This is a genomic window from Peribacillus simplex NBRC 15720 = DSM 1321 (assembly GCF_002243645.1).
Classification (GTDB): domain Bacteria; phylum Bacillota; class Bacilli; order Bacillales; family DSM-1321; genus Peribacillus; species Peribacillus simplex.
The window spans coordinates 1809506-1828535 of the sequence record NZ_CP017704.1; the positions used below are offsets into that span (position 1 = coordinate 1809506).

12 protein-coding genes, 15 tRNA genes, 3 rRNA genes and 1 pseudogene are annotated in these 19030 nt (G+C 43.7%); 6 read left to right on the plus strand and 25 right to left on the minus strand.

Translation table 11 applies throughout. The annotated features are described in order from the left end of the window. The first annotated feature begins 267 nt into the window (after nucleotides 1-267). Nucleotides 268-1230: an ABC transporter substrate-binding protein gene (locus BS1321_RS08525; protein WP_063235360.1), complete on the plus strand. Its 963-nt coding sequence runs from the start codon at nucleotides 268-270 to the stop codon at nucleotides 1228-1230. Nucleotides 1231-1288: 58 nt separating this feature from the next. Then, nucleotides 1289-2182 carry a TauD/TfdA dioxygenase family protein gene (locus BS1321_RS08530; protein WP_063235359.1) on the plus strand — a complete coding sequence of 298 codons (894 nt, stop codon included), beginning with the start codon at nucleotides 1289-1291 and terminating at the stop codon, nucleotides 2180-2182. A 141-nt stretch (nucleotides 2183-2323) separates the two neighbouring features. On the opposite strand, the gene BS1321_RS08535 is transcribed toward BS1321_RS08530, so the two are convergent. Beyond that, complete coding sequence (locus BS1321_RS08535; protein WP_063235358.1) at nucleotides 2324-2911, minus strand: DUF6241 domain-containing protein; 588 nt, start codon at nucleotides 2909-2911, stop codon at nucleotides 2324-2326. A 235-nt stretch (nucleotides 2912-3146) separates the two neighbouring features. Between BS1321_RS08535 and BS1321_RS08540 the strand changes: the two genes are divergently transcribed. Beyond that, nucleotides 3147-4103, plus strand: a complete 957-nt coding sequence (locus tag BS1321_RS08540) for an alpha/beta hydrolase (RefSeq protein ID WP_063235357.1) — start codon at nucleotides 3147-3149, stop codon at nucleotides 4101-4103. 89 nt (nucleotides 4104-4192) lie between these two features. Here the strand turns inward: BS1321_RS08540 and clpP are convergent, their stop codons facing one another. The 3 genes from clpP to BS1321_RS08555 form a co-directional block, all read right to left on the minus strand. After that, a complete protein-coding gene (clpP, locus tag BS1321_RS08545; RefSeq protein ID WP_063235356.1) occupies nucleotides 4193-4777 on the minus strand; it encodes an ATP-dependent Clp endopeptidase proteolytic subunit ClpP in 585 nt (194 codons plus the stop codon). A gap of 30 nt (nucleotides 4778-4807) precedes the next feature. Further along, nucleotides 4808-5515, minus strand: coding sequence for a sigma-70 family RNA polymerase sigma factor (locus BS1321_RS08550; RefSeq protein ID WP_063235355.1), 708 nt, complete (start codon nucleotides 5513-5515; stop codon nucleotides 4808-4810). A gap of 425 nt (nucleotides 5516-5940) precedes the next feature. After that, entirely contained in the window at nucleotides 5941-6267 is a 327-nt protein-coding gene (locus BS1321_RS08555; RefSeq protein WP_063235354.1) for a hypothetical protein, read from the minus strand. 542 nt (nucleotides 6268-6809) lie between these two features. Between BS1321_RS08555 and BS1321_RS08560 the strand changes: the two genes are divergently transcribed. Together BS1321_RS08560 and BS1321_RS08565 are read left to right on the plus strand one after the other, a co-directional pair. Then, nucleotides 6810-7331 carry a tyrosine-type recombinase/integrase gene (locus BS1321_RS08560; RefSeq protein WP_063235429.1) on the plus strand — a complete coding sequence of 174 codons (522 nt, stop codon included), beginning with the start codon at nucleotides 6810-6812 and terminating at the stop codon, nucleotides 7329-7331. Continuing rightward, the gene (locus tag BS1321_RS08565) at nucleotides 7318-7512 is read left to right on the plus strand and encodes a hypothetical protein (protein ID WP_063235353.1); all 195 of its coding nucleotides are present in this window, start codon (nucleotides 7318-7320) and stop codon (nucleotides 7510-7512) included. The genes BS1321_RS08560 and BS1321_RS08565 overlap by 14 nt, the downstream gene beginning before the upstream one ends. A 263-nt stretch (nucleotides 7513-7775) precedes the next feature. On the opposite strand, the gene glsA is transcribed toward BS1321_RS08565, so the two are convergent. Further along, entirely contained in the window at nucleotides 7776-8648 is an 873-nt protein-coding gene (gene glsA, locus BS1321_RS08570) for a glutaminase A (RefSeq protein WP_063235428.1), read from the minus strand. Nucleotides 8649-9815: 1167 nt separating this feature from the next. Here glsA and BS1321_RS08575 point away from each other — a divergent pair. Next, the gene (locus BS1321_RS08575; RefSeq protein ID WP_063235352.1) at nucleotides 9816-10106 is read left to right on the plus strand and encodes a hypothetical protein; all 291 of its coding nucleotides are present in this window, start codon (nucleotides 9816-9818) and stop codon (nucleotides 10104-10106) included. A gap of 524 nt (nucleotides 10107-10630) precedes the next feature. Here BS1321_RS08575 and BS1321_RS08580 read toward each other — a convergent pair. From BS1321_RS08580 to BS1321_RS08675, 20 genes and pseudogenes are all read right to left on the minus strand, one after another. Next, a pseudogene (locus BS1321_RS08580) lies at nucleotides 10631-11113 on the minus strand (bclA protein); the annotation flags it as partial. 554 nt (nucleotides 11114-11667) lie between these two features. Beyond that, complete coding sequence (locus tag BS1321_RS08585) at nucleotides 11668-12159, minus strand: tyrosine-type recombinase/integrase (protein WP_063235351.1); 492 nt, start codon at nucleotides 12157-12159, stop codon at nucleotides 11668-11670. Nucleotides 12160-12623: 464 nt separating this feature from the next. Further along, nucleotides 12624-12704, minus strand: a tRNA-Leu gene (locus BS1321_RS08590). Between the two features lie 8 nt (nucleotides 12705-12712). After that, nucleotides 12713-12786, minus strand: a tRNA-Cys gene (locus tag BS1321_RS08595). An 8-nt stretch (nucleotides 12787-12794) separates the two neighbouring features. Beyond that, nucleotides 12795-12869 (minus strand) — tRNA-Gly (locus BS1321_RS08600). Nucleotides 12870-12872: 3 nt separating this feature from the next. Then, nucleotides 12873-12947 (minus strand) — tRNA-Gln (locus BS1321_RS08605). A 35-nt stretch (nucleotides 12948-12982) separates the two neighbouring features. Further along, a tRNA-His gene (locus BS1321_RS08610) sits at nucleotides 12983-13058 on the minus strand. Nucleotides 13059-13075: 17 nt separating this feature from the next. After that, a tRNA-Trp gene (locus BS1321_RS08615) sits at nucleotides 13076-13149 on the minus strand. A 10-nt stretch (nucleotides 13150-13159) separates the two neighbouring features. After that, a tRNA-Tyr gene (locus BS1321_RS08620) sits at nucleotides 13160-13243 on the minus strand. A gap of 16 nt (nucleotides 13244-13259) precedes the next feature. Next, nucleotides 13260-13335: transfer RNA gene (locus tag BS1321_RS08625), tRNA-Thr, on the minus strand. 7 nt (nucleotides 13336-13342) lie between these two features. After that, nucleotides 13343-13418 (minus strand) — tRNA-Phe (locus BS1321_RS08630). Between the two features lie 12 nt (nucleotides 13419-13430). Then, nucleotides 13431-13506, minus strand: a tRNA-Asp gene (locus tag BS1321_RS08635). A 5-nt stretch (nucleotides 13507-13511) separates the two neighbouring features. Further along, nucleotides 13512-13585, minus strand: a tRNA-Met gene (locus tag BS1321_RS08640). Nucleotides 13586-13688: 103 nt separating this feature from the next. Beyond that, nucleotides 13689-13764 (minus strand) — tRNA-Val (locus BS1321_RS08645). Nucleotides 13765-13779: 15 nt separating this feature from the next. After that, nucleotides 13780-13854, minus strand: a tRNA-Glu gene (locus BS1321_RS08650). Nucleotides 13855-13864: 10 nt separating this feature from the next. Beyond that, a tRNA-Ser gene (locus tag BS1321_RS08655) sits at nucleotides 13865-13956 on the minus strand. 5 nt (nucleotides 13957-13961) lie between these two features. Further along, nucleotides 13962-14036: transfer RNA gene (locus BS1321_RS08660), tRNA-Asn, on the minus strand. 9 nt (nucleotides 14037-14045) lie between these two features. After that, nucleotides 14046-14161 (minus strand): 5S ribosomal RNA (gene rrf / locus BS1321_RS08665). Between the two features lie 118 nt (nucleotides 14162-14279). Beyond that, nucleotides 14280-17212: ribosomal RNA gene (locus BS1321_RS08670) — 23S ribosomal RNA — on the minus strand. A 176-nt stretch (nucleotides 17213-17388) separates the two neighbouring features. Continuing rightward, nucleotides 17389-18939 (minus strand): 16S ribosomal RNA (locus BS1321_RS08675). Together the 16S, 23S and 5S rRNA genes with 15 tRNA genes alongside form the textbook arrangement of a ribosomal RNA operon. Nucleotides 18940-19030: the final 91 nt, after the last annotated feature.

Sequence of the window (19030 nt, forward strand, 5' to 3'; positions counted from 1 at the left end):
ATCGATTATTTATAATCAACATCTAATACCAATTTATTTTATCGGATTAATAGTAAAAAAATAATTGACAAATAATTCTAACAGCTGTTAAGATGCATTCATACACAAATCCGCTTCACACAGGAGCCAATTAAATAAGTCATGTGAATCAACTGGACTACCAGAGATTCAATGAAGAGTAACCCGGCATACTCTTCGTTGAATCTCTTTTTTGTCATTAATCTGACTATCCAGATGTGGTAAGTGTATTAAAAAAGCAGGGAATTCATGAAGGAATATCGGAACAAGTTAACCACAGTACTACTTGCCATCATTAGCATCGCTGTATTGGCAGGCTGTAATTCCGATGCCGGCAAAGCTTCAGGGAAAAGCGATCCACTGAAAGTTCATATTGCCTTAAATGGCAAGATGGGGCCATTGGTCATTGCAAAGGAAAAGGGATTGTTCAACGAAGAGTTTTCTAAACTGGGTGCCCAAATCGAGTGGAGTGAATTCCCGAGTGGTCCCCCGCTTTTGGAATCCCTTGCTTCCAATCGGGTTGACCTGTCTTTTTTAGGGGATGGTGCACTGATTGCCGGCATTGATAAGAATCTGCCATTCGAAGTGATTGCACAAACAGGTCGAGGTGAGTCATCTGTCCGGATCCTGGCTCAAGCAGAAGATAACATAAAGCAAATTGAAGACTTAAAGGGAAAAACGGTCGGTGTTGCTTCGGGGACAACGGGTTATGTGTATTTAATCAATGCGTTGAAAGCCCATGGTTTAACGACTGATGATATTAAACTCATCAATTTACAACCTGATGATGCTCAAGCCGCTTTTGAAACCAAACAATTGGACGCCTGGGCAATATGGAACCCTTATTACCTTAATAATATTGAAAAAGGGAATGCTGTCGCACTTAAAGTAAAAGGAAAAATATTAGCTCCTGGTGCAATCATTGCGCGTAAGGGCTTTGCAAAAGAACATCCTGAAATTGTCGAGGCTTATTTAAAGGTTTATAAAAAAGCTGCCGACTGGCAAATTGAAAATCCAGAAGAAGCATCTGAAATTTATTCCAAAGAAACAAAATTGCCTGTGGGTACGGTCAAGAAAATAATAACGACTGAAGAACCGAATATCTTCTTTACCGAAGATGCCATCAAAGCACAACAAGAATCTATCGATACTTTAGCTGGTGTGGGTTATATCAAGAAATCATTTAATTTTAAAAAACCAGATCCACAATAAATACATTGATGAAGCCTTTAAAAAATAAAAAAACATACCTTACAGGAGGAGATTGATTATGACGGAAACTAAAACACAACAATTAAAAGTGGTAACCGTAGCAGGAAGGATTGGAGCGGAAATTCAAGGAGTCCAATTAAGCGGAGACTTGGATTTAGCTATTTTCAGTGAAATCAAACAAGCGTTAAACGATCATAAAGTCGTATTCTTCAAAGGTCAAAATCATTTGGACGATGCCAGCCAAGAAGCATTTGCCAAGCTATTGGGTGAGCCTTATGCACATCCTACAGTACCGGTCAAAGACAATACCAACTATATTTTCGAACTTGATTCCGAAAGGGGTGCTAAAGCAAACCATTGGCATACTGATGTCACTTTCGTTCCAGAAGTTCCAAAATACTCTGTTTTAAGAGGGGTAACCATCCCTAATGTCGGCGGAGATACAGTTTGGGCAAATACGAATAAAGCATATGAGGACCTGCCGGATGGATTGAAGGAATTAGCGGACGGACTATGGGCGATCCATACAAATGAATATGATTATGCTCAATTCAAACCAGCTGAAAACATCGATGATGAGGTTAAAAAGAAATATCGTGATATATTCGAATCGACCATTTATAAAACAAGGCACCCAGTCGTTCACGTGCATGCAGAAACCGGAAAAAGGCATTTGTTATTAGGTGGCTTTGCGGGAAGAGTGGAAGGATATACAACAAGTGAATCTGAAAGATTATTAAGTATCTTCGATTCATACGTCACGCGCTTAGAGAATACCGTGCGTTGGCAATGGAGTGAAGGGGACGTGGTCATTTGGGATAATCTAGCCACGCAGCATTACGCTATTGCCGATTACGGTGACCAGCACCGCGTCGTTCGCCGGGTCACAGTAGGAAAAGACGTTCCCGTAAACAAGGAGAACGAGTCAAGCAGACTAATTATTAAAAAATAAAACTCCTGTATCGAGTGTAAGGTTCGAAAACACTCAAACCTTCTGAGGAACTGGCCTTATTACAGGAGGTTTGAGTTTTCTTTATTGAGCAGGTCTTCCAACTCGCTCTTTGGCAATTTAAGTACTTCCATTCAAATGGCCTTATTTAAAATTCACTTCAATGTATTCAATCTCTTCTGCCGCACTTAATGTGCCATGGGCTTTTCCAACTGTGCCTTCTTTGTCTTCCCAAAAGAAGTTATGGTCCTGAACGATCGTGCTAAAATCTAAGTCTCGCCACCGGGCAGCAATGCTGAGCAATCTATCTCTATGCTGAAAATCACTTGAATCCACTATTTTATAAACTTCTTCTATAATCTTAGGGGACATCGGTATAGCTCCCCATTTATCTTGCGATCGAACCTTTTGATGAGTCATTTTATGCATGACATCCATGACTTCCGTTTCGGTTGAGTCTTCATCAAGTCCTGTTTCAAATTCAATCCCATCATATATCGCCGTTTTCGCTTCAAGTTCCGCCGCTTTAGCTTTCGCTTCCCTTTGGGCTTTGATTTTTACATCCTCTCTTTCTCTTTCAATTTGTTCCTTGGTTTCCCTGGCTTCGATTTCCAGTTGGGCTTTTTCGTACTCATTGGAGTTTTCCATGATTTTAAAGGAAGCAATCCCCAACCCGGATAATGCAACAAATGAGATTCCACTAATAAGTAAAACCTTTTGCGTTTTCTTCATAAAAACTTCCTCCAAAGTATTGATAATGTTAGATACTATTTATTTTAACATATTAACTGGATAGACTATCCAGAAAAGCAGACATCCAAAATCCTTGTCTCTGCCCTATTCAAAGATAATTTCAGTAGTTTTAAATATTAAAAATCACCCTAGGCATCATTCTGTTTTTTCACAGGCACAACTAAATATAGTACTATTAAAAAATGATGGTTAAGTTTTTTGGAGGGAGTCTTGAATGAAGAAATTCAGTATTGCTGCAATATGCATTATTGTAATTTTAGTCGTTATGTATGGCTTTACCGGGAACTATTTTTACAATATCGCCTTAAATCCGAATAAAGAAAAAGACTTTTTAAGCGATAACCCCCATCTTGCCCAGTCTGAAGCCGTTTCAGGTGAAGTGGCTGAATCCAGTAAATTGGCGGATGCGAAATTTGCCAAAGAGCATCAACCGGATGAGATGAGCATTGTTTCTGCAGATCAACTAAAACTTAGTGCTAAACTTTATGAAAATAATAACAATGACCATAAATGGGCTATTATCGTTCATGGTTATACCGGCAATAACACACAAATGATTCGGTGGGTACGCAATTTTCATGGAAATGGATACAATGTGCTGGCACCTGATCTTCGCGGACATGGAAGAAGCGAAGGAGATTACATTGGAATGGGCTGGGATGACCGGAAAGATATGCTTTTATGGATCAAGCAAATTACCGATAAAGATCCCCAGGCAGACATTGCATTATTCGGGATATCCATGGGAGGGGCAACCGTCATGATGACCTCTGGGGAAAAGCTGCCTTCTAATGTTAAAGTGATTATAGAGGATTGCGGTTACTCCTCCGTAATGGACGTATTCACCTATCAACTTGATGATTTGTTCGGATTGCCAAAATTCCCAGTAATGAATGCAGCCAACACGGTAACAAAGCTGCGTGCAGGCTACGATTTAACTGAAGCATCAGCTGTCAAACAAGTGCTCAAAAGTAAAAAACCCATGTTATTCATCCATGGGGAGGATGATTCATTCGTCCCTTATTCCATGCTGGATGACGTATACAATGCAGCGAACGTAGACAAAGAAAAATTGATAATATCGGGTGCAGGGCATGGTGAAGCTGAATTAGTGGATCCGGAAAAGTATTGGAACAAGGTATGGGGTTTTGTGGATAAATATATGGAGTAATGTATGAGGGTAAAAAAAGAAACGGCCGATTTACATATCGACCGTTTCTTTTCGTTTTCATCCAGCTTATTTTTATCCAGGTCTTTTTATTAATTCCCTTTAATGATAATTTCATCGATTAAACCGTAATCCTTCGCCTCATTTGCACTTAAGAAGTAATCACGATCTGTGTCCTTCGCCACCTTTTCGATAGGCTGCCCAGTCCTTTCCGAAATGATCTGATTAATATGATCCTTCAATTTCAAAATCCTTCGGGCAGAAATTTCAATTTCCGTGGCTTGCCCCCTTGCCCCACCAAGCGGTTGATGAAGCATGATTTCACTATTTGGCAAAGCGCACCGTTTCCCTTTCGTACCCGCCAATAAAAGCATGGCACCGAATGAAGCAGCCATCCCCGTACATACAGTCCGGATATCAGGCTTAATATATTGCATCGTATCATAAATGGCGAAACCGGCACTAGTCGATCCCCCCGGACTGTTTATGAAGATGGTAATTTCTTTATCAGGTGCATCTGCTGCCAAGAATAACAATTGGGCAACGACACTATTGGCTAAATGATCGGTGATTTCTTCCCCAATCATGATGATACGGTCTTTTAGAAGTCTGGAATAAATATCGTACGAGCGCTCACCCTTGCCTGATTGCTCAATTACATATGGTATGGTGGTCATATCTCTTCTTCCTCCTAACAATAATATTGGCTATGCAGCCATTGAGAGTGTGTTTGAAGGAGTGAAGCTTGCTTTGGAAAGAATCGAACGATTCATCAGTTTAGGAACCACCGATTCACTGTTCAGGGATTTGAAAGATGGGATGCTTCTAATGAGGATATCAGGATTTTGGGCTTTTAAAGCCTGTGTCATCAGGGACATGAGCCGCTGCTCCTCCTCATCTTGCCAATCTTCCACGAAAGACAGCTTACGCTCATCAATGTCATTGTCAAAACGCTTTTTCACACGGTTCAAGATGGCCTTTACAGCCGTTTCCGTAGTGTTCAAATAATCCGATATTTCTTTGGACCGATAGAGGAATCCTTCCTTTAATATGAACACTACAGCTTGTTTCGGGGTAAGGGATTTAATTATATATTCAACCGTTTCAAAGACATTTTCCCCAACTGCCCCTTGCTGTTCGGTATCCAAAAGATCCTCTAAAGATTCTTTTTTTCTTTTTCTAATCGTATCAATCCAGGAATGGCGGGCTATCGTCTTCAATAAAGCGGTTGTTAACTCCGTTTTCTTCCCATAGCCCTGCATTGCCTTCAATATCGTTTCCTGTGCCAAATCATCCCCATCCCAATTATTTTGGGTCAGGAATCGGCAAAACCGAAGCAATTCAGGATAGACCTCACGCAAAATCGCACCGTTATCCTTTTCTTCAGAAATATCTTCCCTTAACTTATTTATCATTTTTCTCACTCCTTCAACACCCTCTATCCTATAAACGTTTCAGAAAGAGAAAAAGATATGGGGGTGAAAAATTTTCCTTCATTCTTCATTATATTCTATTCCATTTTTTCCATTGGATTTCCTTTCATACTAAAAACCTGTTTGGTTAAGATCCAAACAGGCTAATGTCAATATTCTGTATGCAAAAAGAGACTTTCCCCTGACTCCCCCGCTGTGTACCCGGTTCGTCACCAATCATTTCAGCGAAGCCCTTATTTCCCAAAACACTTAAAATCCTCCGTGCATTCCGCTCCGTTCACAACCAAATCTTTGGATGTGACCTCCCTCTTACGATTTCCCAGATCACGTTTTGTTCCGATCCTCCAGGATGTCCGTGTTGTGAATCCTGAATCTCAAATTTCCGGGTAATCCATTGAACTCTGCTGCTATTCCAAGTGTTCAATGCATTCAACCGTGTATTCGCTAGGTTCCATTTCGTTTTCTTCAATACCAAACCAACTGGAGGAGCGACTCTCATTAGCGCTATCTTTACAATAGTTCACCATAGTACCTGCTGGCTTCTCTTCCAATTCTTGATCGCTCATCTCTTCAAAATTCACTGATCGCTCGTTATGACGCTCGTTGTCTGCCTTTTCATTCTCTAGGTCTGCGAACATGAACATACAGTAAAAAAACGCAATCATAATTGCCATCGTAAAAAACCTTGATATTAAAGGCAGTGACTTTTTCGATATAACTAAAACTCTCTTCATGGTGGTTTCCCCAATCCTGATAAAGCATAATAATTATAAAAGATCTATTCCTTCTGAATGAACCCTATTAAAATATCCATCAATAACACTAGTTTAGAAAAATATTACTATTTATTCATTATATCAAGTTTCAGTAGTTTTTATAACTATCCACACTTAAAATTCAATCTTAAAACGATAGGCAAGGCCGTTCATGACTATATCGAGAACTCTATACCATCTTCATTAAATCTATGAAATGTACTATGAATAGTGAAGTTTGCACTTACCTAAAAACGCGGCCCTTTCTTTAAGAGGAGACCGTGTTTTTTTCATCTCAATTCGTCCCGATATCTTAACCTCCCCCCTACAAACCCGAATACATTGCCATCAATATACTCCTCACATTGACTTCCATCCTTTTTCAGTGTTACTCTTAAATTAATAAAAAAGTATACATTCAAAACACTGATTCCATTAGCGTGAAATAAGGGTGATCATATTTGCCAAAAGAACATTTAATTGACGTTCAACCAATCAGATCATTGGAAAAATTAGATGATATGAAATGGTCATTGAAAAGACATTGCAGCGAGAGAGACTACATATTGTTCTTGTTAGGCATCAATACCGGCTTGCGTGTGTCTGATCTATTATCGCTGAAGATAAAGGACATTAAAGGCAAGATGGAGGTCATCATCAAGGAAGGGAAAACAAAGAAGCCAAGAATCATACAGCTTAATACTGTATGCAATGAATTGGCCGCCTATATAGCCACCATTGATGGTGAATGGCTATTCCCCTCACGCAAGGGCGATAAGCCTATAAGTAAGATACAAGCCTACAGGCAACTTAATAAAGCAGCAGACATGGTAGACATCGAGAGCGTTGGTACCCATACCATGCGGAAAACATTCGGGTACTGGTTCTATAAACGAAGTAAGGACCTTGCTGAGTTACAAATGATCCTTAACCATTCACACCCTGAAATTACACTTAAGTACATTGGGGTTGCTGATGCAGGAACAGATGAAAGCTTAAATGACTTTGTACTATGGGAGGACAGAAGAAATGTCACTGACTGAATACAATGCAAAATATGAATATATCATTCGCAGCAATATTTCCGACAGACAAAAGGCATTGAAATTAGCTGATTTAATGACAGATATGGAAGGCCAGCTAAGAAATGAAATCGGGGAACATCGAAATAAAGAGGTAAATGCTTTATATAAAAAAGTATCTCTTTTCTCCAACTTGTTATAAACAGCTTAAGACCTTGCCCTAATGTGCAGAGGTCTTTTTTTGCCGTGAAAGTAAATGCTTTGTTTCTGTAAGGCTTTAGACTGAAACTCATTAACACTGCCACCGTACCAATCGCATTTCCTCTCCTCTTCCTGGTTGACCACACCTAACATAACGAAAAAGCTCTTATCCAAGCTTCGTTCTCTCTCTTTAAATCCAGACACCTTTTTTGAATAAAAATAACGTGATTAATAACATCGACTCGTCACTAATGGTGTCAATGTTTACAAATTAAACATACTTAAGGAATACTTTTTCGCCATCATTTCCAAGATTTTTATCCCGGCAACGCTGTTCCCCCTTTCATCCAGCGCTGCACCATAAATTCCAATCCCACATTTTCCGGGGACGGCCCCCATGATTCCCCCTGACACACCGCTTTTAGCCGGTATGCCAACATTAATGGCAAATTCACCTGATGCGTTATACATGCCGCAAGTAACCATGAATGTCTTGCAAATACGGGCAATGTCCCCGGGGATGATTTGCTTTCCCGTCAACAAATCTTTCCCATTCATGGCCAGCACACAGCCTATCCTCGCCAAATCCTGACTGTCCATTTCAATGGCACACTGCTTCGAATACAATTCGATTAATTCCTCCACATCCTCATTTATTACATTATGCTGCTTTAAAAAATAGCTTAACGCCCTATTTAAGTCTGCCGTATTGTATTCTGACCGGGCAACATCTTCATTAAAGCCGATAGTAGGATTTTGCGTCAACTCCCGGATAAAATGTAAAATACGCTGAAATCGCTCGTTTACACTGTCACCTGCAATCATGTGGGTCACAGTCAATGCTCCTGCATTGATCATCGGGTTTAACGGCTTAGATGGCTTGTTTGTCTCTAACTTGGCAATCGAATTAAAAGGGTCGCCAGTCGGTTCTTTTCCTACATAGGAAAAGACATATTCCTCCCCTTTTTCCATTAATACCAGTGCAAGTGTCAAAACTTTTGATATGCTTTGCAGGGTCATTTTTCCGCTTACATCCCCCGCACAATATCCTTTTCCATCAGGATAGTAAATAGCAACAGACAAATCCCCAGGATTCGCCTTTTCAAGAGCCGGTATATAGTCTGCCACTGTTCCCATATTTGCATATTTTTTTGCCTTATCAACCAGTTGTTGTAATTCTTCATTGGACCTGCATTGACATCCCTTATTGTTCACAATTTTCCGCCCCTTAGAAAATTTGTCATGTGAAGTGTTCTTGTGTTCTTAAATAGTGATTTTATTAGTTATTACCATATTTCAACGATATTATTTACAAAACCAGGAAGCAGATTATAAATAGAAGCAAGGTTAGAGGAACTACTTTCCTGGTTGATAACGGGAAACGGGACTAGTGCATCATGTCTCTAACATCACAATAACGCACTCCTACGCAGAACATGATTCTAGGTCGTGTTAAAGACAAAGAAAAACAACAACATATACGGCAACGGTCAAGCAGTAAGACAGGTAAGCTAACGCCTTGTAAAAAAAATCAGGAGCAACTTCACTGTTCTTTAAAGAAGATTTAATTGAAAAAAGAAGGAATTAGAAGCGCTCAGACGAAAATATAGACCATACGAATATTATCGCATTAGCTTTCATATGTATTTCACACTTGATGGAAAGTAGGAAAAGCCATGGGAAAATCGAGGAGTTTACAAGAAATCTATAACGCCAACCGTCCAGAAAATAATGAACTTTTCCGTTCGATATAACAGCATCTACAATTGAAGCATCCAGACAAACGAATGACAGCTACGAGAACATTGCAAATAATTGTGGCTGATAGTGTTTCATCTGGAGAGCTGCGTAATGTGGAAGCCCGCCTTCTTCACAGTCAATAAGGATCTGTTGTTTCATAAGCCCTTTGAAATTTTTGAACACAGAAAGGATCTCATTAATGAATGAATTTCTAAAAAAATCGGCCCATTTGTTGAATGAAGTAATAATATGTGACTCTTCTATCCAACTTGTTATGATCGGGCCTGAGACCTAGCAATCGAGCTTGAATCAACATGCCACATGTAATTTGTTCGTTTCGTAAACTCAGCATCATTCATTCTTTCGTTTACTTCGTGCGCTTCGGTGCAATCACTTTTGTCTTTGGAAAAGTCGCCTGTTTTATATTTACTCAATTTGAGTACAGATTTACTTTCAACTGGTGAGTAAAAATGCTCAAAAGATAAAGATTGACAACATTTTTAGAGTGACTCATACTAGTAGTAGCTCGAATGACAGAATATTAAGAATAGTGGAGGGGTAATTATGAATAAGATTTTCGTTCCTAACGCAATCGCCACTTTAACAAGACTTTTCTACAGTTCGACTACAATGAATGAGTATTTAGCGATGAGAACCGCTCAATTCTACATTGAAGACCTGAAGTTACTGCAAGACGTGGAAGCTGTTGCCTTGGCAATTGAAAGTCAAAATGCTTTCGCTTTAATGTCTAAATTTAAATTATTTGATTATAAGGCTGCTGAAGAAATTGAAATCGCACTATCCTCTTCTGGCTATACGGAAGCAGAGCTAAGTGCTATGAATATTGAAATCTAAAATCATTGGCCAATCTGTTTACGGAACGAATGGTAGAGTTAATACTCTTTGACCCATTCGTTTTTATTTTCATCGTAAGGACAACGTTCTTTAAACTATATTCTTAATTGAAGAAAGGCGACCAATTGTGTGTCGCTTTTTCTACTTTCACATACTAAAAAAGCCCCAACCGCGAAGGTAAGGGGTTATCTTATTCAGCTTTAGTTTTCGATATATTGCCGGAAGGAGTCCAGCCGATTTCGCCAGTTTCCTGAAATTTAACTTTATCTTTCAAAACGCCATGCTCTATTAATGTAATCAGCGTTCCTTTATCTACAAGGGCGGCTTTACCTGCGCCAAGCCATTGCCTGTATCTCCGTAATTAGCACCCGCGTATTTAGTGACTTCCTTAAGGTTGCTATCGTTTTCGCCTACTCCGAGAATAGTATCATCGGCCGCCTTCGTTAAGCGTATCGACTGTAATTTCCGTAGTTGTAGCCGGCATAAACACTAAATATTTATTTTTAACATCATTCCTTATTCAACTAGTTCTGCCCTACAGCAGTAATTTTACAAGTTGAAATTGCAAATCTAACGATTGTACCAGGACTTATTGGTAAAGTACCTAACACAATGCCGAGACCTGTTTGTTCCACGTTAAAATCTGCTGCAATAGAACCATTACTTGCTAAAAGATTCACTGTAGAACCGATTAGTGTATTCAGCAATTGTCTAATTGGTCGTTCACGACAATCACATTCGCACCCAATATCAACAGGTGGCAACAAAGTGATAGTAGGTCCTGGTGTTAAAAATCCTACCCCTGTTACATCAGAAATATTTACCTCAAAGGTTGTCGCTCCATTTGTAACAGTAACTAAAGAATCACTCACTTCAATAATAGTGAATAAAAAAAAGAGAGGAGGTACATTTGGTGCGTCTGCAATAGTGCCAAGGATTACTTCTTGCCCAACAAGTTGTTGTAAGACGGACTGAAGTGGAGAAACACAACAGTCACAAAGATTCCCACAAGGTCTTGGAGGAAAGAAATTACAACCTTGTGGCGGTTTTAGTTTTTCTAAACTAGAGTTTAATAATTGATGTTTCCGTAATTTCGTAGTTTCTGGTTTATATTTTGATGAAAAAAATCGATTGTTTGTCATTACAATCACACCTTTCTAATTCAGTATATTTTCAACTTCACTAAACGTCTGTGAACTTACCTATTTAATTTGGTGTTAGAGAAGAAATTCTTATTAAACTTACTGCCCCGATAGTTCAACAAGAAAAATCAACAACATCCTTTAACAGTGCCTTTTATTTAACAACGATTCGCACTCCCCTTCACTCGGCCTATTTACGGGCGCTGGCTGGATGATCGGGGAATATCGCAGGGTATGGGCCCATAAAGACATCTAAGGTCAGTAGGAGCAATATCTCGGAGCTTTGCGCCGACAAACGGAACCTACTGTGCCGATGATAAAGAAGATAATAAAGGCTATCCGTCAAGTTGATCCAGGGGCCCATCCGGATGATTTCTTTGATATAAAGCAAAAAAAAAAACGCCACCCGAAGGCGACGTCTAGTTTCGTTTCTTTAATGTATTTAATGGGGAAAATTTACGATGTTGCTCCTTTACGTCATCAGTGAATAAATTAATGTAAGTCCGGACCATATCGAACGTAGTATGTCCGAGTATCTGTTGTAGTTCAAATATACCCGCGCCATTCTTTACAATCATCTTCGCAAAGGTACGTCGAAAAGTATGCGGGCTCAACCGTACGTCTTTTATGCCCGGCTGCTCACCGTAATCATGTATTCTTGACTGAACCTGACGCTTAGTTAATGGCGTATCGTCCACGGTCACAAACAACGCATTACAGGCAACAATGGATCCGCGAATAGAAATATAACGGCTTAGTGCGTCTTTCATGGTCGGCGATAACGGAAAATACCGCTGCTTGTACCCTTTTGTATTTCGAACAAGCATCGTCGATTCTTCCCATTTTATATCGTTCACCTGCACACCTACGAGCTCGTTAGCCCGTAGGCCAGTCTTTAGGAGTAATAACATATACGTTTAATCCCGCACGCCTGTAAACGTCTTTAAATCTGGCTTGCTGATATGTCGTTAAGTTGCTTCGTCGAGAAAGTGGCGATTATCTCTTTCCTATCGCGTACTAAGCTAAGAGCCTTTACTGGATTCTCCGGAATATAGTCTTTTTATATAAGTAGTTAAACACACGGATCGCTCACGAATATTTCGTATTTCGCCATCCTTTAAAAACAACATCAAGGCATCCTCGAAGTCGAGAAAATCCGACCGACCTCATACTTCCGCGCAGCTTCGATAAATCTTCCGTAGCTAAATCATCATTACGCCTTTTCCGTGCCAATGTTCGCCACTCCAATACGGATAATTACCCGATACAGCGCGTACGACTTTCACCTACGAAATCGTGCGCATACAACGAAAAAACGGCGACCTACCATTACGGTAGATTGCCGTCAAATCGACGTTTATATTAACGTATGTGATACCGGTGGCCGGGGTCGAACCGGCACTCCAGAGGAACACGATTTTGAGTCGTGCGCGTCTGCCAATTCCGCCACACCGGCATGTATGTTGGAGGCGGCAACCGGAATCGAACCGGTGGTAAAGGTTTTGCAGACCTCTGCCTTACCGCTTGGCTATGCCGCCAACGTTTTTGGAGCGAAAGACGGGATTCGAACCCGCGACCCCAACCTTGGCAAGGTTGTATTCTACCACTGAACTACTTTCGCATATGGCTGGGCTAGAAGGGATCGAACCTTCGCATGACGGAATCAAAATCCGTTGCCTTACCGCTTGGCTATAGCCCATTAACGTTGTAATCATTATATCATGTTTTATTAAATGGGGCGACTGATGGGAATCGAACCCACGAATGCCTGAACCACAATCAGGTGCGTTAACCACTTCGCCACAACCGCCATTATAGGATTAAAATTGGCAGGGGTAGTAGGACTCGAACCCACACTGGAGGTTTTGGAGACCTCTGTTCTACCTTTAAACTATACCCCTGTAAGAAAAATGGTGGAGGGGGGCAGATTCGAACTGCCGAACCCGAAGGAGCGGATTTACAGTCCGCCGCGTTTAGCCACTTCGCTACCCCTCCGCATATGGATGAAACATGGTGCCGGCAAGAGGACTTGAACCCCCAACCTACTGATTACAAGTCAGTTGCTCTACCAGTTGAGCTACACCGGCACTACTATGGTGGCTCAGGACGGAATCGAACCGCCGACACAAGGATTTTCAGTCCTTTGCTCTACCGACTGAGCTACTGAGCCAAGCAATAAAAATGGCGGTCCCGACGGGAATCGAACCCGCGATCTCCTGCGTGACAGGCAGGCATGTTAACCGCTACACCACGGGACCATAGATTGCGGGGACAGGATTTGAACCTGCGACCTTCGGGTTATGAGCCCGACGAGCTACCGGACTGCTCCACCCCGCGACGGTAATAATGTTGCTATTATACATCAAGTTTTCGTGTTGAGCGTTTCAATGAGTTGAATAATCAATCCCTTAAGCAGAAACAACCTGATCTTATTGAAAAATGGTGGAGGATGACGGGATCGAACCGCCGACCCTCTGCTTGTAAGGCAGATGCTCTCCCAGCTGAGCTAATCCTCCAATATGTTGTCTAAATGGTGACCCGTACGGGATTCGAACCCGTGTTACCGCCGTGAAAGGGCGGTGTCTTAACCGCTTGACCAACGGGCCAGGTATAAAATGGCGGAGAGCAAGGGATTTGAACCCTTGAGACAGGGTTACCCGTCTACACGATTTCCAATCGTGCTCCTTCGGCCACTCGGACAGCTCTCCAATAATGGCTCCGCAGGTAGGACTCGAACCTACGACCGTTCGGTTAACAGCCGAATGCTCTACCACTGAGCTACTGCGGAACAATATCAGCTTGGCGACGTCCTACTCTCACAGGGGGAAACCCCCAACTACCATCGGCGCTGAAGAGCTTAACTGCCGTGTTCGGAATGGGAACGGGTGTGACCTCTTCGCTATCGTCACCAAACAATGTTAACATTTTTTCAAGACATATATTATTATAACGTCTTTTTGAGAAAATGCAAGAAGAAATTTTCATTCCTTCAAAACTAGATAATAAGAAGGTATTTCATTTTTTTAAAGCGTTGGTTAAGTCCTCGATCTATTAGTATCAGTCAGCTCCACATGTCGCCACGCTTCCACCTCTGACCTATCAACCTGATCATCTTTCAGGGATCTTACTAGCTTGCGCCATGGGAAATCTCATCTTGAGGGGGGCTTCATGCTTAGATGCTTTCAGCACTTATCCCGTCCGCACGTAGCTACCCAGCTATGCCTTTGGCAAGACAACTGGTACACCAGCGGTGCGTCCATCCCGGTCCTCTCGTACTAAGGACAGCTCCTCTCAAATTTCCTGCGCCCGCGACGGATAGGGACCGAACTGTCTCACGACGTTCTGAACCCAGCTCGCGTACCGCTTTAATGGGCGAACAGCCCAACCCTTGGGACCGACTACAGCCCCAGGATGCGATGAGCCGACATCGAGGTGCCAAACCTCCCCGTCGATGTGGACTCTTGGGGGAGATAAGCCTGTTATCCCCGGGGTAGCTTTTATCCGTTGAGCGATGGCCCTTCCATGCGGAACCACCGGATCACTAAGCCCGACTTTCGTCCCTGCTCGACTTGTAGGTCTCGCAGTCAAGCTCCCTTGTGCCTTTACACTCTACGAATGATTTCCAACCATTCTGAGGGAACCTTTGGGCGCCTCCGTTACTCTTTAGGAGGCGACCGCCCCAGTCAAACTGCCCACCTGACACTGTCTCCCACCCCGATAAGGGGCGCGGGTTAGAATTTCAATACAGCCAGGGTAGTATCCCACCAACGCCTCCACCGAAGCTAGCGCTCCGGCTTCTCAGGCTCCTACCTATCCTGTACAAGCTGTACCAAAATTCAATATCAGGCTGCAGTAAAGCTCCACGGGGTCTTTCCGTCCTGTCGCGGGTAACCTGCATCTTCACAGGTACTATAATTTCACCGAGTCTCTCGTTGAGACAGTGCCCAGATCGTTACACCTTTCGTGCGGGTCGGAACTTACCCGACAAGGAATTTCGCTACCTTAGGACCGTTATAGTTACGGCCGCCGTTTACTGGGGCTTCGGTTCAAAGCTTCGCTTGCGCTAACCTCTCCCCTTAACCTTCCAGCACCGGGCAGGTGTCAGCCCCTATACTTCGCCTTGCGGCTTCGCAGAGACCTGTGTTTTTGCTAAACAGTCGCCTGGGCCTATTCACTGCGGCTTTTCTGGGCTATTCACCCTAAAAAGCACCCCTTCTCCCGAAGTTACGGGGTCATTTTGCCGAGTTCCTTAACGAGAGTTCTCTCGCACACCTTAGGATTCTCTCCTCGCCTACCTGTGTCGGTTTGCGGTACGGGCACCTTACATCTCACTAGAGGCTTTTCTTGGCAGCGTGGAATCAGGAACTTCGGTACTATATTTCCCTCGCCATCACAGCTCCGCCTTAATGGAAACGGGATTTGCCTCGTTTCCGGCCTAACTGCTTGGACGCGCATATCCAACAGCGCGCTTACCCTATCCTTCTGCGTCCCCCCATCGTTCAAACGATGTATAGGTGGTACAGGAATATCAACCTGTTGTCCATCGCCTACGCCTTTCGGCCTCGGCTTAGGTCCCGACTAACCCTGAGCGGACGAGCCTTCCTCAGGAAACCTTAGGCATTCGGTGGAAGGGATTCTCACCCTTCTTTCGCTACTCATACCGGCATTCTCACTTCTAAGCGCTCCACCAGTCCTTCCGGTCTGACTTCAACGCCCTTAGAACGCTCTCCTACCATCGACACCATACGGTGTCAATCCACAGCTTCGGTGATACGTTTAGCCCCGGTACATTTTCGGCGCGGAGTCACTCGACCAGTGAGCTATTACGCACTCTTTAAATGGTGGCTGCTTCTGAGCCAACATCCTGGTTGTCTAAGCAACTCCACATCCTTTTCCACTTAACGTATACTTTGGGACCTTAGCTGGTGGTCTGGGCTGTTTCCCTTTCGACTACGGATCTTATCACTCGCAGTCTGACTCCCAAGAATAAGTATTTGGCATTCGGAGTTTGACTGAATTCGGTAACCCGTTGGGGGCCCCTAGTCCAATCAGTGCTCTACCTCCAATACTCTCATCTTGAGGCTAGCCCTAAAGCTATTTCGGAGAGAACCAGCTATCTCCAGGTTCGATTGGAATTTCTCCGCTACCCACACCTCATCCCCGCACTTTTCAACGTGCGTGGGTTCGGGCCTCCATTCAGTGTTACCTGAACTTCACCCTGGACATGGGTAGATCACCTGGTTTCGGGTCTACGACCTCATACTCATTCGCCCTATTCAGACTCGCTTTCGCTGCGGCTCCGTCTTATCAACTTAACCTCGCATGAAATCGTAACTCGCCGGTTCATTCTACAAAAGGCACGCCATTACCCATTAACGGGCTTTGACTACTTGTAGGCACACGGTTTCAGGATCTATTTCACTCCCCTTCCGGGGTGCTTTTCACCTTTCCCTCACGGTACTGGTTCACTATCGGTCACTAGGGAGTATTTAGCCTTGGGAGATGGTCCTCCCTGCTTCCGACGGGATTTCTCGTGTCCCGCCGTACTCAGGATCCACTCAGGAGGGAACGAAGTTTCAACTACAGGGTTTTTACCTTCTTTGACGGACCTTTCCAGATCGCTTCATTTACCCCGTTCCTTTGTAACTCCATGTTGAGTGTCCTACAACCCCAAGAGGCAAGCCTCTTGGTTTGGGCTAATTCCGTTTCGCTCGCCGCTACTCAGGAAATCGCATTTGCTTTCTCTTCCTCCGGGTACTTAGATGTTTCAGTTCCCCGGGTCTGCCTTCAGTACCCTATGTATTCAGGTAAAGATACTGTTCCATTACGAACAGTGGGTTTCCCCATTCGGAAATCTCCGGATCAAAGCTTACTTACAGCTCCCCGAAGCATATCGGTGTTAGTCCCGTCCTTCATCGGCTCCTAGTGCCAAGGCATCCACCGTGCGCCCTTTCTAACTTAACCGTTAAAAAAGATCTTACAGATGCTTTGAAAAAAATTAATTGCCTTCTATCTATTATCTAGTTTTCAAGGAACAAAGCAGAAAGAATCCATCACATCGTGATGCTTGTCTTTCTTATTTGAATGAATTACTCATTCAAAACTGAACAAAACAAAAGCGCTCTCGTAATTATCCTTAGAAAGGAGGTGATCCAGCCGCACCTTCCGATACGGCTACCTTGTTACGACTTCACCCCAATCATCTGTCCCACCTTAGGCGGCTGGCTCCATAAAGGTTACCTCACCGACTTCGGGTGTTACAAACTCTCGTGGTGTGACGGGCGGTGTGTACAAGGCCCGGGAACGTATTCACCGCGGCATGCTGATCCGCGATTACTAGCGATTCCGGCTTCATGTAGGCGAGTTGCAGCCTACAATCCGAACTGAGAATGGCTTTATGGGATTCGCTTACCTTCGCAGGTTTGCAGCCCTTTGTACCATCCATTGTAGCACGTGTGTAGCCCAGGTCATAAGGGGCATGATGATTTGACGTCATCCCCACCTTCCTCCGGTTTGTCACCGGCAGTCACCTTAGAGTGCCCAACTGAATGCTGGCAACTAAGATCAAGGGTTGCGCTCGTTGCGGGACTTAACCCAACATCTCACGACACGAGCTGACGACAACCATGCACCACCTGTCACTCTGTCCCCCGAAGGGGAAAGCCCTATCTCTAGGGTTGTCAGAGGATGTCAAGACCTGGTAAGGTTCTTCGCGTTGCTTCGAATTAAACCACATGCTCCACCGCTTGTGCGGGCCCCCGTCAATTCCTTTGAGTTTCAGCCTTGCGGCCGTACTCCCCAGGCGGAGTGCTTAATGCGTTAGCTGCAGCACTAAAGGGCGGAAACCCTCTAACACTTAGCACTCATCGTTTACGGCGTGGACTACCAGGGTATCTAATCCTGTTTGCTCCCCACGCTTTCGCGCCTCAGTGTCAGTTACAGACCAGAAAGTCGCCTTCGCCACTGGTGTTCCTCCAAATCTCTACGCATTTCACCGCTACACTTGGAATTCCACTTTCCTCTTCTGCACTCAAGTTCCCCAGTTTCCAATGACCCTCCACGGTTGAGCCGTGGGCTTTCACATCAGACTTAAGGAACCACCTGCGCGCGCTTTACGCCCAATAATTCCGGACAACGCTTGCCACCTACGTATTACCGCGGCTGCTGGCACGTAGTTAGCCGTGGCTTTCTGGTTAGGTACCGTCAAGGTACCAGCAGTTACTCTGGTACTTGTTCTTCCCTAACAACAGAACTTTACGACCCGAAGGCCTTCTTCGTTCACGCGGCGTTGCTCCGTCAGACTTTCGTCCATTGCGGAAGATTCCCTACTGCTGCCTCCCGTAGGAGTCTGGGCCGTGTCTCAGTCCCAGTGTGGCCGATCACCCTCTCAGGTCGGCTACGCATCGTCGCCTTGGTGAGCCATTACCTCACCAACTAGCTAATGCGCCGCGGGCCCATCTATAAGTGACAGCGTAAACCGTCTTTCCATCTTCTCTCATGCGAGAAAAGAACGTATCCGGTATTAGCTCCGGTTTCCCGAAGTTATCCCAGTCTTATAGGCAGGTTGCCCACGTGTTACTCACCCGTCCGCCGCTAATCTCAGGGAGCAAGCTCCCGTCGATTCGCTCGACTTGCATGTATTAGGCACGCCGCCAGCGTTCGTCCTGAGCCAGGATCAAACTCTCCGAAGAAATGTTTGACTTGCTCATTTGCTTTTTTGATAGTGTATGCTCACTTAAAATTTAACGTTGGCGCTTTGTTTTGTTCAGTTTTCAAAGAGCA

What these genes read in the sequence shown, in the direction of transcription:
- BS1321_RS08525 (WP_063235360.1), top strand. Translation starts at nt 268, where the DNA reads ATGAAGGAATATCGGAACAAGTTAACCACAGTACTACTTGCCATCATT.
- BS1321_RS08530 (WP_063235359.1), top strand. Translation starts at nt 1,289, where the DNA reads ATGACGGAAACTAAAACACAACAATTAAAAGTGGTAACCGTAGCAGGA.
- BS1321_RS08535 (WP_063235358.1), bottom strand. Translation starts at nt 2,911, where the DNA reads ATGAAGAAAACGCAAAAGGTTTTACTTATTAGTGGAATCTCATTTGTT.
- BS1321_RS08540 (WP_063235357.1), top strand. Translation starts at nt 3,147, where the DNA reads ATGAAGAAATTCAGTATTGCTGCAATATGCATTATTGTAATTTTAGTC.
- clpP (WP_063235356.1), bottom strand. Translation starts at nt 4,777, where the DNA reads ATGACCACCATACCATATGTAATTGAGCAATCAGGCAAGGGTGAGCGC.
- BS1321_RS08550 (WP_063235355.1), bottom strand. Translation starts at nt 5,515, where the DNA reads ATGATAAATAAGTTAAGGGAAGATATTTCTGAAGAAAAGGATAACGGT.
- BS1321_RS08555 (WP_063235354.1), bottom strand. Translation starts at nt 6,267, where the DNA reads ATGAAGAGAGTTTTAGTTATATCGAAAAAGTCACTGCCTTTAATATCA.
- BS1321_RS08560 (WP_063235429.1), top strand. Translation starts at nt 6,810, where the DNA reads ATGAAATGGTCATTGAAAAGACATTGCAGCGAGAGAGACTACATATTG.
- BS1321_RS08565 (WP_063235353.1), top strand. Translation starts at nt 7,318, where the DNA reads ATGTCACTGACTGAATACAATGCAAAATATGAATATATCATTCGCAGC.
- glsA (WP_063235428.1), bottom strand. Translation starts at nt 8,648, where the DNA reads ATGGGAACAGTGGCAGACTATATACCGGCTCTTGAAAAGGCGAATCCT.
- BS1321_RS08575 (WP_063235352.1), top strand. Translation starts at nt 9,816, where the DNA reads ATGAATAAGATTTTCGTTCCTAACGCAATCGCCACTTTAACAAGACTT.
- BS1321_RS08585 (WP_063235351.1), bottom strand. Translation starts at nt 12,159, where the DNA reads ATGTTATTACTCCTAAAGACTGGCCTACGGGCTAACGAGCTCGTAGGT.